This window comes from Pseudomonas sp. 22082 (genome assembly GCF_052046055.1).
Taxonomy (GTDB): Bacteria; Pseudomonadota; Gammaproteobacteria; order Pseudomonadales; family Pseudomonadaceae; genus Aquipseudomonas; species Aquipseudomonas pharyngis.
The window spans coordinates 1-12,992 of sequence record NZ_JBQEQB010000027.1; the positions used below are offsets into that span (position 1 = coordinate 1).

16 protein-coding genes and 3 tRNA genes are annotated in these 12,992 nt (G+C 60.3%); 7 read left to right on the top strand and 12 right to left on the bottom strand.

Annotated elements, in window-relative coordinates:
- Window positions 1-131: 131 nt before the first annotated feature.
- From ACTJK9_RS25465 to ACTJK9_RS25475, 3 genes are all read right to left on the bottom strand, one after another.
- Window positions 132-216: transfer RNA gene (locus ACTJK9_RS25465), tRNA-Leu, on the bottom strand.
- 57 nt (window positions 217-273) lie between these two features.
- Window positions 274-349: transfer RNA gene (locus tag ACTJK9_RS25470), tRNA-His, on the bottom strand.
- A gap of 32 nt (window positions 350-381) precedes the next feature.
- Window positions 382-458, bottom strand: a tRNA-Arg gene (locus tag ACTJK9_RS25475).
- A 274-nt stretch (window positions 459-732) separates the two neighbouring features.
- Between ACTJK9_RS25475 and folD the strand changes: the two genes are divergently transcribed.
- Window positions 733-1,587, top strand: coding sequence for a bifunctional methylenetetrahydrofolate dehydrogenase/methenyltetrahydrofolate cyclohydrolase FolD (folD, locus tag ACTJK9_RS25480; RefSeq protein ID WP_011335038.1), 855 nt, complete (start codon window positions 733-735; stop codon window positions 1,585-1,587).
- A gap of 229 nt (window positions 1,588-1,816) precedes the next feature.
- Window positions 1,817-2,755 (top strand): D-alanyl-D-alanine endopeptidase, encoded by a 939-nt coding sequence (gene pbpG, locus ACTJK9_RS25485; RefSeq protein ID WP_011335039.1) that lies wholly within the window; start codon window positions 1,817-1,819, stop codon window positions 2,753-2,755.
- 53 nt (window positions 2,756-2,808) lie between these two features.
- Here pbpG and ACTJK9_RS25490 read toward each other — a convergent pair whose 3' ends face one another.
- From ACTJK9_RS25490 to ACTJK9_RS25500, 3 genes are all read right to left on the bottom strand, one after another.
- On the bottom strand, window positions 2,809-3,015 hold the full coding sequence (locus tag ACTJK9_RS25490; RefSeq protein WP_007951563.1) for a hypothetical protein: 207 nt from the start codon (window positions 3,013-3,015) through the stop codon (window positions 2,809-2,811).
- Window positions 3,016-3,027: 12 nt separating this feature from the next.
- Window positions 3,028-3,234 (bottom strand): DUF6021 family protein, encoded by a 207-nt coding sequence (locus ACTJK9_RS25495; RefSeq protein ID WP_041475356.1) that lies wholly within the window; start codon window positions 3,232-3,234, stop codon window positions 3,028-3,030.
- Window positions 3,235-3,327: 93 nt separating this feature from the next.
- Entirely contained in the window at window positions 3,328-3,999 is a 672-nt protein-coding gene (locus tag ACTJK9_RS25500; protein WP_085612720.1) for a peptidase C39 family protein, read from the bottom strand.
- Between the two features lie 231 nt (window positions 4,000-4,230).
- Between ACTJK9_RS25500 and ACTJK9_RS25505 the strand changes: the two genes are divergently transcribed.
- Window positions 4,231-4,398, top strand: coding sequence for a hypothetical protein (locus tag ACTJK9_RS25505; protein WP_178076488.1), 168 nt, complete (start codon window positions 4,231-4,233; stop codon window positions 4,396-4,398).
- A gap of 74 nt (window positions 4,399-4,472) precedes the next feature.
- On the opposite strand, the gene ACTJK9_RS25510 is transcribed toward ACTJK9_RS25505, so the two are convergent.
- Together ACTJK9_RS25510 and ACTJK9_RS25515 are read right to left on the bottom strand one after the other, a co-directional pair.
- On the bottom strand, window positions 4,473-5,222 hold the full coding sequence (locus ACTJK9_RS25510) for a TerC family protein (RefSeq protein WP_039767626.1): 750 nt from the start codon (window positions 5,220-5,222) through the stop codon (window positions 4,473-4,475).
- 29 nt (window positions 5,223-5,251) lie between these two features.
- On the bottom strand, window positions 5,252-5,491 hold the full coding sequence (locus tag ACTJK9_RS25515) for a hypothetical protein (RefSeq protein ID WP_085608319.1): 240 nt from the start codon (window positions 5,489-5,491) through the stop codon (window positions 5,252-5,254).
- A 146-nt stretch (window positions 5,492-5,637) separates the two neighbouring features.
- Between ACTJK9_RS25515 and nhaR the strand changes: the two genes are divergently transcribed.
- Complete coding sequence (nhaR, locus tag ACTJK9_RS25520; protein ID WP_064380824.1) at window positions 5,638-6,537, top strand: transcriptional activator NhaR; 900 nt, start codon at window positions 5,638-5,640, stop codon at window positions 6,535-6,537.
- Here nhaR and ACTJK9_RS25525 read toward each other — a convergent pair.
- Window positions 6,534-7,694 (bottom strand): MFS transporter, encoded by a 1,161-nt coding sequence (locus ACTJK9_RS25525; RefSeq protein WP_440817075.1) that lies wholly within the window; start codon window positions 7,692-7,694, stop codon window positions 6,534-6,536. The two genes, nhaR and ACTJK9_RS25525, sit on opposite strands and share 4 nt — an antisense overlap.
- A 338-nt stretch (window positions 7,695-8,032) precedes the next feature.
- Here ACTJK9_RS25525 and sstT point away from each other — a divergent pair, with 338 nt between their 5' ends.
- Window positions 8,033-9,265: a serine/threonine transporter SstT gene (sstT, locus tag ACTJK9_RS25530; protein ID WP_064600897.1), complete on the top strand. Its 1,233-nt coding sequence runs from the start codon at window positions 8,033-8,035 to the stop codon at window positions 9,263-9,265.
- Window positions 9,266-9,330: 65 nt separating this feature from the next.
- Here sstT and ACTJK9_RS25535 read toward each other — a convergent pair whose 3' ends face one another.
- A complete protein-coding gene (locus tag ACTJK9_RS25535; RefSeq protein ID WP_007951572.1) occupies window positions 9,331-9,840 on the bottom strand; it encodes a DUF1993 domain-containing protein in 510 nt (169 codons plus the stop codon).
- A gap of 126 nt (window positions 9,841-9,966) precedes the next feature.
- Here ACTJK9_RS25535 and ACTJK9_RS25540 point away from each other — a divergent pair, with 126 nt between their 5' ends.
- Entirely contained in the window at window positions 9,967-10,617 is a 651-nt protein-coding gene (locus tag ACTJK9_RS25540; RefSeq protein WP_085612722.1) for a YceH family protein, read from the top strand.
- Between the two features lie 17 nt (window positions 10,618-10,634).
- On the opposite strand, the gene ACTJK9_RS25545 is transcribed toward ACTJK9_RS25540, so the two are convergent.
- Together ACTJK9_RS25545 and ACTJK9_RS25550 are read right to left on the bottom strand one after the other, a co-directional pair.
- Entirely contained in the window at window positions 10,635-11,153 is a 519-nt protein-coding gene (locus ACTJK9_RS25545; RefSeq protein ID WP_085612723.1) for a cupin domain-containing protein, read from the bottom strand.
- 187 nt (window positions 11,154-11,340) lie between these two features.
- Window positions 11,341-12,159 (bottom strand): shikimate 5-dehydrogenase, encoded by an 819-nt coding sequence (locus tag ACTJK9_RS25550; RefSeq protein WP_221397709.1) that lies wholly within the window; start codon window positions 12,157-12,159, stop codon window positions 11,341-11,343.
- A 254-nt stretch (window positions 12,160-12,413) separates the two neighbouring features.
- Here ACTJK9_RS25550 and ACTJK9_RS25555 point away from each other — a divergent pair, with 254 nt between their 5' ends.
- Window positions 12,414-12,764 carry a hypothetical protein gene (locus ACTJK9_RS25555; RefSeq protein ID WP_007951578.1) on the top strand — a complete coding sequence of 117 codons (351 nt, stop codon included), beginning with the start codon at window positions 12,414-12,416 and terminating at the stop codon, window positions 12,762-12,764.
- The last annotated feature ends 228 nt before the right edge of the window (window positions 12,765-12,992 follow it).

Sequence of the window (12,992 nt, forward strand, 5' to 3'; positions counted from 1 at the left end):
AACCCACGACAACGGGAGTCACAATCCCGTGCTCTACCAACTGAGCTACGCCCACCATATTGCGTGCCAAAGAAGCCAAACAACTTCTTTGTAGAACTTCACCCGGCCAATGGCATGAATGAAGCTTTGATTGGTGCGGATGAAGAGACTCGAACTCTTACGCCTCGCGGCGCTGGAACCTAAATCCAGTGTGTCTACCAATTCCACCACATCCGCAGATGAAGCTTTTAAAGCAAAGGCGCCAGACTGTTACATCTGGCGCCTTTCGAAATATGGGGTGGACGATGGGGATCGAACCCACGACAACGGGAGTCACAATCCCGTGCTCTACCAACTGAGCTACGCCCACCATATCGCGCTACTTGTGCCAATGCTGCCTAATGGCGCACCCGGCAGGACTCGAACCTGCGACCATCCGCTTAGAAGGCGGATGCTCTATCCAGCTGAGCTACGGGCGCCTTGTTAGCTGTACCCTTGGAGGACTACAAACTAAGTGCTTTCCAGTCTCGCAAAACGTTGATTTCGCTCGACCTTCTTAACCAGTGCTAGGCTGTGCCCGACAAGTGCGACGAATAGTATAGAGCGACCTGAAGGTCGTCAAATCCTTTTTGAAAAAAATTCATTTAATTAAAGGGCTTAGGGGAATTTGCTGACCAAGCGCCTTTGCCCTCACCGTTTGACATGCGAGAATGCGTTCTCTTTTTTTCCCCTCTCGATGGTTAATCACGCGCAATGACTGCACAACTAATCGACGGCAAATCGATCGCCGCCAGCCTGCGCCAGCAGATCGCCCAACGGGTTGCCGAACGTCGCCAGCAAGGTCTGCGCACGCCAGGCCTCGCGGTGATCCTGGTCGGCAGCGATCCTGCCTCTCAGGTTTATGTCTCGCACAAGCGTAAAGACTGTGAAGAGGTCGGCTTCCTCTCTCAAGCGTACGACCTGCCTTCCGAAACCACTCAAGAAGCGCTGACCGATCTGATCGATCGACTGAACGACGACCCGGCAATCGACGGCGTTCTGCTTCAACTTCCTCTGCCAGAGCACCTGGACGCCTCCAAATTGCTGGAACGCATCCGCCCGGACAAGGACGTCGACGGTTTCCATCCTTATAACGTCGGTCGTCTGGCCCAGCGTATTCCGCTGCTGCGCCCCTGCACCCCGAAGGGCATCATGACCCTGCTGGAAAGCACCGGTGCCGATCTGTACGGGATGGACGCAGTCGTTGTCGGCGCGTCCAACATCGTCGGTCGCCCGATGGCAATGGAACTGTTGCTGGCCGGTTGCACCGTGACCGTTACCCACCGCTTCACCAAGGATCTGGCCGGACACGTCGGCCGCGCAGACCTGGTGGTCGTGGCCGCCGGCAAGCCGGGCCTGGTCAAGGGCGAGTGGATCAAGGAAGGCGCGATCGTGATCGACGTCGGCATCAACCGCCAGGAAGACGGCAAACTGGTGGGTGATGTGGTCTACGAGACCGCCCTGCCCCGCGCCGGCTGGATCACTCCGGTACCCGGCGGCGTCGGCCCGATGACCCGTGCCTGCCTGCTGGAAAACACCCTCTACGCGGCAGAAACCCTGCACGCCTGAGTCGCGTTTTCCGCGCTCCGAGAACCCCGCCTTGTGCGGGGTTTTTCATGCCCTCGAAAAAACCTTTACCGTTCGCCGGAAACCCCTATTTTTACAGGGCTTTTCACGACTTTTTCATGCCTTGCGGACAACCATCGACAGTTCTTCAACCATACTCCTAAAATGCGTCGTTTTTACGACACAGGCCGTTACAAAGAACGGCATTTCCAACCTTCATGAGTTCGCCCGCGTGAATATTCGTCTGTCCATCCTGAGCCTGGTTTTTGCATTTTCAGGCACGCTCCTCACGCCAACGGTCAACGCCGCCGAAACCACCGCCGCCCCTCGAGATGCTTCGCAATTGAAGATTGCCTCCGGCAGCGCCCTGCTGATGGATCTGCAGACCAACAAAGTCATTTATTCCAGCAACCCGGACGTGGTGGTGCCCATCGCTTCCGTGAGCAAATTGATGACCGGTTTGGTAGTGGTCGAAGCGCACCAGAACATGGACGAATGGATTGACGTCGACATCAGCCACACGCCGGAAATGAAAGGCGTGTTTTCCCGCGTCAAGCTGCGCAGCGAACTGCCCCGCCGGGAGATGCTGCTGATTGCCCTGATGTCCTCGGAAAACCGCGCCGCCGCCAGCCTGGCTCACCACTATCCGGGCGGTTACGCGGCGTTCATCGCCGCGATGAACGCCAAGGCCAAGGCGCTGGGCATGACCAGCACACATTTTGTGGAGCCCACCGGCCTGTCCGAGCGCAACGTCTCCACCGCCCGCGACCTGAGCAAGTTACTGGTGGCCGCGCACAAACAGCCGCTGCTCATCGAGCTGACCACCACCAAGGAAAAGACCGTCTCGTTCCGCAAACCCAATTACACCTTGGGCTTCCGTAACACCGATCACCTGGTCAACAAGGCCGACTGGGATATCCGCATCACCAAGACCGGTTTCACCAACCCTGCCGGTCACTGTCTGGTGTTGGTGACCCGCATGGCCAACCGCCCGGTCGCCCTGGTGATTCTCGACGCGTTCGGCAAATACACTCACTTCGCCGATGCCAGCCGCATCCGCAGTTGGGTGGAAACCGGCAAGAGTGCCAACGTCCCCGCCGTGGCTCAGCAATACAAGGCCGACAAAAACCTCAAGAGTCGCCAGAGCGGCGTGATCGAAGCGTCCAAGTAATCCGTCCCCCCATGAAAAAGCCCCGAATCGTCGGGGCTATTTCATTTATGCACTCAGTCGTTGGGCAACGGCATCTTGTCGTCATCGGGAATGCCGTCACCAGCGCTCGGGTCGCGGGAATGCTCCGGCGTCACCACCGCCGGACGCGCCAACGGATCGCGCAGAGGGCTCTCAGGATCCAGCACCGGATCAACTTCCGGCTCAGGCGTGGTGGGCACACTGTCAGGCTTGTGGTCGTCGAAACTCGAATCGGTACTCATACGCACCTCGCTTCAAGGCTTGAGATCAGCCAAGGGATCGTAAGGCTTGGCCGGACGCTTGGGATCGTCGCCCGGCTGCACATCCTTCGGCGCCTTCGCCGGGCCAATGGGATCGACTTGCGGATCGTCCAGATCAGGCGAGTCCGGATCGAAGCCCAGGTCGTCGCCGCTCCCATGCTCGGAAGAATGCGGCCCGCTGGGTGAAGTTGGAATTGCCATATTCGCCTCCTGAAACTGGCCCGTAAAACACGGGACGCTACAGTTCAGAAGCGCATCCTCCGCCAGGGTGCCCGACAGGCGACGAACGGAACCTCAATGCGCCGCCAGCGCCTTCCTCGCCTGCGCCGCTTCCCGCTCCTGCCCGGCTTGCGCCAGTGCGTCGGCAGCCTTGAGCCAGCGCTGTTGATCGACCGCCGCCGGAATCTGCGTCGGCTTCTGGATCAACACTGCCCAGCCGCCGGATTTTTCCAGGGCCGACTCGAACGAGCTGAAGCTCATCAATTCACGGCGATTCATCCCGGCGCGCAGCAGCACCTTCTGCTTCAAGCGATCGTAGCCGGACAGGATCGCGTAACGCGGCTCCGCCCAAAACGCCGAACCTTCGCTGAAACGCACCATCACCGGATACCCGGCCGCCACCTGAGTCAGCAGCGCCGGCAAGTTGCTGTCCAGCGGATACACGACCATGCCGTATTCACGGGCAAGGTTCTGCAGATTCTGTTGCAATTTGTCCTCGGCGCCCGGCAAGCGCAGCGGTTTTTCCAGCAGACCCGGCGTGATCACGATGCCCTGCTGCGACAGCAGGCTGGCCAGCACTTGCGGCCCGCTTTGATAGGCCTCCCCGCGATAGAACGTACCGCTAAGCTCGACCCGCTCCGGCAGGCGCTTGACCTCCGGCGCCACACTGCCCGCACACCCCACCAATGCTGTCACGCAACCGGCCACCAGCAGCGCCGCGCGGATCCGGGAAAATAGCTGCACCATCATCACTCTCTTGATCAGTTACCGGTCATCGTGTTCCGGCTTGGTCGAGGATCATAGGACGGCGCCACGCTGCGGTATAGCCCAAAGCGGCAGATGCGTCGGCTGCATAGAGCGAACTGATTGGTCACCACCGACCTTTGGTCAATAGCCTGAAACACACCAGCGACTAGACTGTCATTCAGACAAGAGCCAAAGAAAGCGCGCCCGACGCAGGGCAAAGAGGAGGCACAGATGAGCCTGACCATGACCATCGTAATGCTGATTGCCGGCTGGCTGGCCGTTGCCGCCGCCATGCTGTGGGGCGTGTTGCGGATTTCCCGCCGCCATCACCACCCGGTACAACCCGCACCGACCAGGAAGATCGAGCAAAACGATGCCCGTCACGCCACCGCGCACTGATTTTCCGTAACCGACTCCAACAAAAAGGCCGCCTGGACTCTCGCAAGTTCAGGCGGCCTTTGGTTTTCCAGCGTTTACGCTTCGGCAGTCAGTTTCTTCTGCTTGGCGCGGCGCGACATCATGTTCAGCACTTCAATCGCAGCCGAGAACGCCATGGCGGCATACACATAACCTTTCGGTACGTGGGCGCCAAAGCCTTCGGCGATCAGCGTCATGCCGATCATGATCAGGAAGCCCAGAGCCAGCATGACCACCGTCGGGTTGTCGTTGATGAACTTGGCCAGCGGATCAGCCGCAAACAGCATCACCAGCACCGAGACCACAACCGCAATCACCATGATCGGCAAGTGTTCGGTCATGCCGACAGCGGTAATGATGCTGTCGATCGAGAACACCATGTCCAGCATCAGGATCTGCCCGATGGCGGCGGCGAAGCCCAGGGTCACCTTCGACGTCGCGGTCTTCGGATCTTCCGGTGCCGGGTCCATGCTGTGATGGATCTCGGTCGTCGCCTTCCACAACAGGAACAGGCCGCCGGCGATCAGGATCATGTCCTTCCAGGAGAACGCGTGGCCGAGGATCTCGATGACCGGCGCGGTCAGCTGAACGATGAACGCGATGGTGCTCAACAGGGCCAGACGCATGATCAGCGCCATGCCGATCCCCAGACGACGGGCCTTCTGCCGGTACTGCTCGGGCAGTTTGTTGGTCAGGATCGAGATGAAGATCAGGTTATCGATGCCGAGCACGATTTCCATCACCACGAGTGTGGCCAAAGCAATCCATGCGGTCGGGCTGGAAGCGAGTTCTAACAGGTATTCCATGGGTCAGTCCTGACTCTGTGTAAGACGGTTTAGATTTCCTGGGAGGACGATTCGGATTTTTCTTCGTCGTCTTTCGGTTCTTTCTTGCTGATCAGATTGCCGGTGGCATCGCTGAGCGCCTCTTCGGCAGCTTTATGCGTGTCGTCGATGGCTTGTTTGGCCGCCTCGGCCGCCTGCCCCATCAGTTGCTGGGCGCTCTTTTCGGCCTGGTCGCAACCGGCCAGTACCAGTAAAGACGCGATCAACAGCCCCGTAGTTTTTAGTTTCATGATGCTTCCCTCGATAGAACAGACAGCGCCGTACAGGCCAGCCGTCGATGGCTGGGCATTCTAGGGAGACAAACACTTCAGGAAAATTCGTATTTTTAGCGGCTATACTTCGATTTATACGAACTGTATTGGACGGACCGAACCCCATGCTCAATTACCGACAACTGCACTACTTCTGGGTGGTGGCCAAGACCGGCAGCATCGTGCGCGCCTGCGAGCAACTGAACCTGACGCCGCAGACCATCAGCGGGCAGATTTCCTTGCTCGAACAGACCTATGGCATCGAATTGTTTCAACGGGTCGGACGGCAATTGGAACTCACCGAGGCCGGGCGTCAGACCCTGCCCTACGCCGAGCAGATGTTCCAGCTCGGCGGCGAGCTGGAGCTGATGCTGCGCGCCCAGCCCAATGAACAGCAGATCCTGTTTCGGGTCGGCGTGGCGGACGTGGTGCCCAAATCCATCGTCTATCGCCTGATCGCGCCGACCATGGAGTTGAGCGAACCGCTACGCATCACCTGCCGCGAAGACAAGCTCGAACGCCTGCTGGCGGATCTGGCAATCCAGCGCCTGGACCTGGTGATCTCCGACAGCCCGATGCCCTCGCACCTGGACATCAAGGGCTACAGCCAGAAGCTAGGCGAATGCGGGATCAGTTTCTTTGCCACCGCCGAACTGGCCGCGCAATACGGTCAGGATTTTCCCCGCAGCCTGCACGGTGCGCCGCTGTTGATCCCCGGCGCGGAAACCGTGGTGCGCAGCCGTTTACAGCGCTGGTTCGCCGAGCAGCAGATTCAGCCGAGGATTGTCGGGGAGTTCGATGACAGCGCCCTGATGCAGGCGTTCGGCCAGTCCGGCAGCGGGATTTTCATCGGCCCGAGCGTGATTGCCGATGAGGTGAAGCGCCAGTACGGCGTCGAGTTGATCGGCCAGACCGATGCGGTGAGCGAGTCGTTCTACGCGATCTCGGTGGAGCGCAAGGTCAAGCACCCCGGCATCAAAGCGATTACCGAAGGTGCCCGACGCGAGCTGTTTACAGCCTTTTAAGACGGCGCGCAGACGTCGCGCGGCTTGAGCACCATCAGCACCATGGCGAGGAAAATCGACAGCAGGATGAACCCGGCGGCGGCGAAACCCACAAAGCCCAGACCGGCGCTGTCGATCACCCGACCACCAATGATCGCGCCCAGGCCGATCCCGAGGTTGGCCCCGGCAATGTTCAGCGACGCGGCGAAGGCCGGCGCTTCAGGAGCCGCTTTCATCAAGCGCACGTGGCTGACCAGAAACAGCGCCGCCTGGGTCACGCCCCAGATGCCCATCGCCGCCGCCAGACCCAGCGACGAATTGATGTTCGGCACCAGCGCCACCATCCCCGGAATCATGAACGCGCAGAACATCACCGAAGCCATCAGCGGATGACGATCCACCGCACGACCGCCCAGCGAGTTGCCGATCAGACCGACCGCGCCAAAGCCCATCAGGCACCAGCCGACCACGGTGCCATTGAAGCCGGCCAGCCTTTCGAGAATATCCGCCAGATAGGTGTAGGCGGTGAACATGCCGCTGAACACCAGGATCGACAGCAACACATGGCCGAGCATCAACGGGCTGCGCAGGATCTTGAACTGCGAGGCGAAACTGACCTGATGCTGGTGCAGGCTGGTTTTCGGCAGATAGACAAACAGCAGCAGCGCCTTGGCAAACGCGATCACCGCCAGAATGGCGAACGCGCTGCGCCAGCCGAACGCATCGGAAATCAGCGTACCGACCGGAATGCCGAACACGGTGGCGCAGACAATGCCGAAGCCGATCTTGGCGATCGCGCGACCGGCGAAGTCCGGGCCGACGATGTCCACCGCCGTTTCACTGGCCAGCGCCCAGAACACCGGCAGCCCCAGCGCCGGGATCAGCCGGGCAATCGCCATGACCCAGATGTTCGGCGCCAACGCCGCCACGGTATTGGCCAGACCGAACATGATCAGGATGGTGATGAACAGTTTGCGGCGCTCGAAGCGGGCGAAATACGCGGTCAGAAAAGGACCGAACATCGCTACGGTGAAAGCGAACAGCGTCACCAGCAACCCGGCTTGCGGGATGGTGACGGCCAGGTCGCGGGCAATCGCCGGCAGCAGGCCGACGATGACGAACTCCGTGGTCAGCACCGTAAACCCGGCGGCGGACAACAGAAGGATGGGCAACAGCATGAGGAACTCCAGCAAAACGACGACACCAGCGTTGACCCGAGGGCCCGCTGGCAGAACTTGAAAATAAGGATGCGCAATCTTAACAGAGTGTTTCCCGAGTGACTTGCACAAACCTGTCTAAGTTGTAGAGGGATCCGGTGGCAGATCGTCACAGGCCTGAAGGAATCGGACGACCCTGTGATAAAGTCCGCGCCCTGCAAAACGTACACCCTGTTCAACCACCCGTTTAACGGTGTGGCTGGCGCGTCAGTCCTTTCGGTTTGTGTCCGTGGCCTGCCCCCGATCAATCGCCCGGATCACGCAACCTTGCACCCTATAAAAAAACAGAGATGCCGTTCATGACCGCTTCATCCCCTTCTCTATTGCAACGTCTTAAAAGCCTCAGCCTGGTCACCCAGATCCTGATCGGCCTGATTGCCGGCATCGCCCTCGCGCTGTTCGCGCCGGAAGCGGCCAAAGGCACGGCCTTCATCGGCAAAGTATTCGTCTCGGCCCTGAAAGCCGTGGCGCCGATCCTGGTGTTCGTGCTGGTCATGGCCTCGATCGCCAACCACAAGCACGGCCAGGAAACCCACATCCGGCCGATCCTGTTCCTTTACCTGCTTGGCACCTTCGCCGCTGCCGTGGTCGCGGTGATTGCCAGCATGATGTTCCCGTCGCATCTGGTGCTGTCCACCGACAACATCGCCGTAAGCGCGCCGGGCGGCATCAGTGAAGTGCTGCAAAGCCTGTTGCTGAGCGTGGTCGACAACCCGGTGAGCGCACTGATGAACGCCAACTTCATCGGCATTCTGGCCTGGGCCATCGGCATGGGCGTGGCGATCCGGCACGCCGGCGACACCACCCGCGAAGTGCTGGGTGATCTGTCCAACGGCGTGACGCTGATTGTCCGGGTCGTGATTCGCTTCGCACCGCTGGGCATTTTCGGTCTGGTAGCGTCGACCCTGGCCACCTCCGGGTTTGGCGCATTGATCGGTTATGCGCACCTGCTGGCGGTACTGCTCGGCTGCATGCTGTTCGTGGCGCTGGTGATGAACCCGCTGATCGTGTTCTGGAAGCTGCGCCGCAACCCGTACCCGCTGACGCTCCAGTGCCTGCGTGAAAGCGGCATCACTGCGTTTTTCACCCGCAGCTCGGCGGCGAACATTCCGGTCAATCTGGAACTGAGCAAGCGCCTGGGCCTGCATGAAGACACCTACTCGGTATCGATCCCGCTCGGCGCCACCATCAACATGGCCGGCGCGGCGATCACCATCACCGTGCTGACCCTCGCCGCCGTGCACACCTTGGGCATTGCCGTGGACATCCCGACCGCGATCCTGCTCAGCGTCGTCGCTGCGATCTGCGCCTGCGGTGCCTCGGGCGTGGCCGGTGGTTCGCTGCTGTTGATCCCGCTGGCGTGCAGCCTGTTCGGCATCCCGAGCGAAATCGCCATGCAGGTGGTGGCCGTCGGTTTCATCATCGGCGTGCTGCAGGATTCGGCCGAAACGGCGCTGAACTCCTCCACCGACGTGCTGTTCACCGCCGCCGCGTGCCTGGGCGAAGAGCAGAAAGCCCAGCGCCCGGCGTAAAAAACCGGCGCAACAAAAAGCCCGCCAAGGCGTAAACCTTGGCGGGCTTTTTGTTGCAGAACGTTTTAGAACGCGCCCATGTAATCGCGCTTGCCCACTTCCACACCGTTGTGACGCAGCAGTGCGTAGGTGGTGGTGACGTGGAAGAAGAACTGCGGCAGACCGTAGCTCAGCAGATAAGCCTGGCCGCTGAAGCGCTTCTCTTTCGGGGTGCCCGGGCGAGTCACGATCTCGATGCCTTCCTTGCCATTGATCTGCTCTGGCTTGATCTCGCCGATGAAGGCCAGAACCTTGGCGATCAGCGCTTGCAGCTCGGCGAAGGTGGTTTCGGTGTCGTCATATTTCGGGATTTCGATTTCGGCCAGACGCGAGGAAACGCCTTTGGCGAAGTCCACGGCGATCTGCACCTGACGCACCAGCGGGAACATGTCGGGGTACAGACGCGCTTGCAGGAAGGCGTTCGGGTCGATGTTTTTCTCGGTGGCGTGGGCTTCAGCCTTTTTCAGCACATCGCTCACGGCGTTGAGCATTTGTTGAAAAACCGGGACGGATGCGGCGTACAGGGAAATGGTCATGGCAGTCTCACGTGGTGGCTGGGTGAATCGTGGGGGCGATTATAGCCATGCTCGCATGGCGGCGCGGCTTGTCTTTTATCCAGCAAGGATTAGGCTAGGCGCCTTCGACTGCAGAGGGAACGCGCGATGACCACAGAATTTGAAACCCGCTCCGACGAACCACGGCTCAACGCCACGGAAATCCGCATTCTGGGCTCGTTGATCGAGAAACAGGCTACCAGCCCGGAAACCTACCCGTTGACCCTCAACGCACTGGTGCTGGCCTGCAACCAGAAAACCAGCCGGGAGCCAGTGATGAACCTGACCCAGGGCCAGGTCGGCCAGAGCCTGCGCGCCCTCGAAAGCCGCGGCTTCACCAAACTGGTGATGGGCAGCCGCGCCGACCGCTGGGAGCACAAGGTCGACAAGGCACTGGAGCTGGTGCCGGCGCAATTGATCCTGACCGGGCTGATGTTCCTGCGCGGCCCGCAGACCGTCAACGAACTGCTGACCCGCAGCGGTCGCATGCATGAGTTTGAAGACGCCGAACAAGTGGTGCATCAGCTGGAACGCCTGATCGCCCGGGAGCTGGCGGTGTTGATTCCACGTCAGGCCGGCCAGCGCGAAGATCGTTATACCCACGCGCTGGGCGATCCGGCGGACATCGAGGCGATTATCGCGGCGCGGCAGAACCCGAGTGATCGCGGGGCTGCCAGCGGTGTGTCAGTGGAGCGCATCGAAGAGCTGGAAGCGCGGATTGCGGCGCTGGAAGAGCGTCTGGCCCGTCTCGAAGAATAAGTGCACCGGGGACGGTGTTATTCGCCGTCCCAGTAATCCACCCCGTCCGCCTGCCGCGCCACCGCCACGAAGCCCGAGGCATTGCCTTCGGCATCGACGCTGAAGTTGTCCATCACCGCGTATTTGTTGGAATCCGGGTACTCGCAGATTTCCGGTTGCTGCTGGGTGCTGACCGCCAGATAGCGCAGTTCCGCAGCACTGCTGTTGATGATCTGGTGCGCTGCTTCCGGGCCGCCCGGCGGGCAGGCGATCACGTCGCCGGCCCGGATCGGGAAACGTTCGGCGCCGAGGCGCACTTCCCCTTCCCCGGCCACCACGTAAAACATTTCCTCATTGACCCGATGACTGTGAAACGGACTGCCGCGCATGCCTGGCGGCAATGCATACAGCCGATAACCGAGTTTCTGCGCGCCAAGTTGCTGGCCGACCCGGGCGAACTTCTGCTGATAACGCCCGGCAGTTTCGCCCTCGGGGGCCAATGATTCGGGGAGTGGTTCGAGTTCGACGTCATTCAGGTTGAGAATGGGCGGATGCATGCAAGCCTCGGCTTTTTTGTGATGGGCAAGTCTGTGCTTGCCGAGCCGGCAGTATAGGCAAACTGTTCGGATCAAAAACCATGTCGCGGCCTTCGCGAGCAAGCCCGCTCCCACAGGGGANCATTTCAATGTGGGAGCGGGCTTGCTCGCGAAAAGGCCCGGTCAGGCACCGCACGACCCAAGCTCTTTAGCTGCGGGCAAACGCCACCGCCGCATCGAACTGCTCGACCGTCGGCCGCACGCCGGTGTACAGCACGAACTGCTCCAGCGCCTGGATCGCGATCACTTCCAGCCCGGTGATCACCTTTTTACCTTCGGCACGACCGCGCACGATCAGCGGGGTTTCCGAGGGGATCGCCACCACATCGAACACGGTGTCGGCAGACTTGATCACATCCACCTCAAACGACAGTTGACCCGCTTCCGGGCCACCGTCCATGCCGACAGGGGTCACGTTGATCAGCATCTGCGGGCGCTCGTCGCCCAGTTCCGCCTGCCAGCGATACCCCAGGGAGTCCGCCAGCGCACGCCCGGCGCGTTCGTTGCGGGCGACGATCAAACCGTTTTTGTAACCGCCATCGCGCAAGGCACTGGCCACAGCCTTGGCCATGCCGCCGCTGCCGCGCAGGGCGAAAGTCGAGTCCTTCGGCACCGCGTGGGTGTCCAGCAACTGGGCGATGGCGATGTAATCGGTGTTGTAGGCCTTGAGATGGCCGTTGGTGTTGACGATGGTGTTGATCGACTGGATCGCCGCCGCCGAGGCGTCCAGTTCATCAACCAGCGCAATGCTCGCTTCCTTGAACGGCATCGACACGCCGCAACCGCGAATCCCCAGCGCGCGGATCCCGCCGACCGCACCGGGAAGGTCCTGGCTGCTGAACGCCTTATAGTAGAAATTCAGGCCCAGTTGTTCATACAAATGGTTATGAAACCGCAGACCGAAATTCCCGGGACGCCCAGACAGGGACATGCACAATTGGGTGTCTTTGTTGGGGTTCATCTGCATGGGAGGCTCCTTCGAATGCACTTTCGGATGGACGGGATTAGCCAGGCCATCGGGTTCTGAACGATGATTAGGCGGTCTGTTCCGGGCATCACAGTCGATGCCGCAAGCTCGGTAAACAAACCGGTACAGACCTTACACAAAATTTACCCAGCGGCCGTGCTGTTTTTCAAAATGTTGCTGTCTTAGAAGTATCCCCGCGCCATTCCGGGCCTGTTGCAGGTTCGGACGCCGGGTCGAAGAACCGAGGAATTATCATGATTCGTAAACTCCCCATCGTGGCCTTGTTGATTGGTGCATTCGCGATCACGGGTCAGGCAGAAGCCCACGGCGGTGGCTGGCAGGGCCCGGCGGTATTTGGTGCGATCGTCGGCTCGGCCATCATCGGCTCGGCGCTCATCAACCAGGATCGCCCGGTGTATGTCCAACAGCCTGTTTACGCTCAACCGGCTCCGGTCTACGTGCAGCAACCGCCGCCACCGGTTTATTACCAGCCGGCCCCGGTCTATGTGCAGCAACCGGTCTACGTCCAACCGGCCCCGGTGTATTACGGCCCGCCGCGTGGTTATTACGGCCGGCCACACTACTACGGTGGCCCGCGCTGGTAACCGGCACACAAGGGCCCCGCTTGTTAGCGGGGCTTTTTATTGCGCGCATATTATTGCCGGCGGAAAAGCCAACCGTCCGTCGGCCAAGGTCTGAAAAAATCTCGCCAAGGTCGCTGTGGGGACAGTTTGAACCGTTAAAGTCGGCATGATGGACTCGACCGTCGGGGGCAACACACAAACGGTCATCTATTTGTCATGACGGAACCGCACTCTGAATCCGTCCGCAAA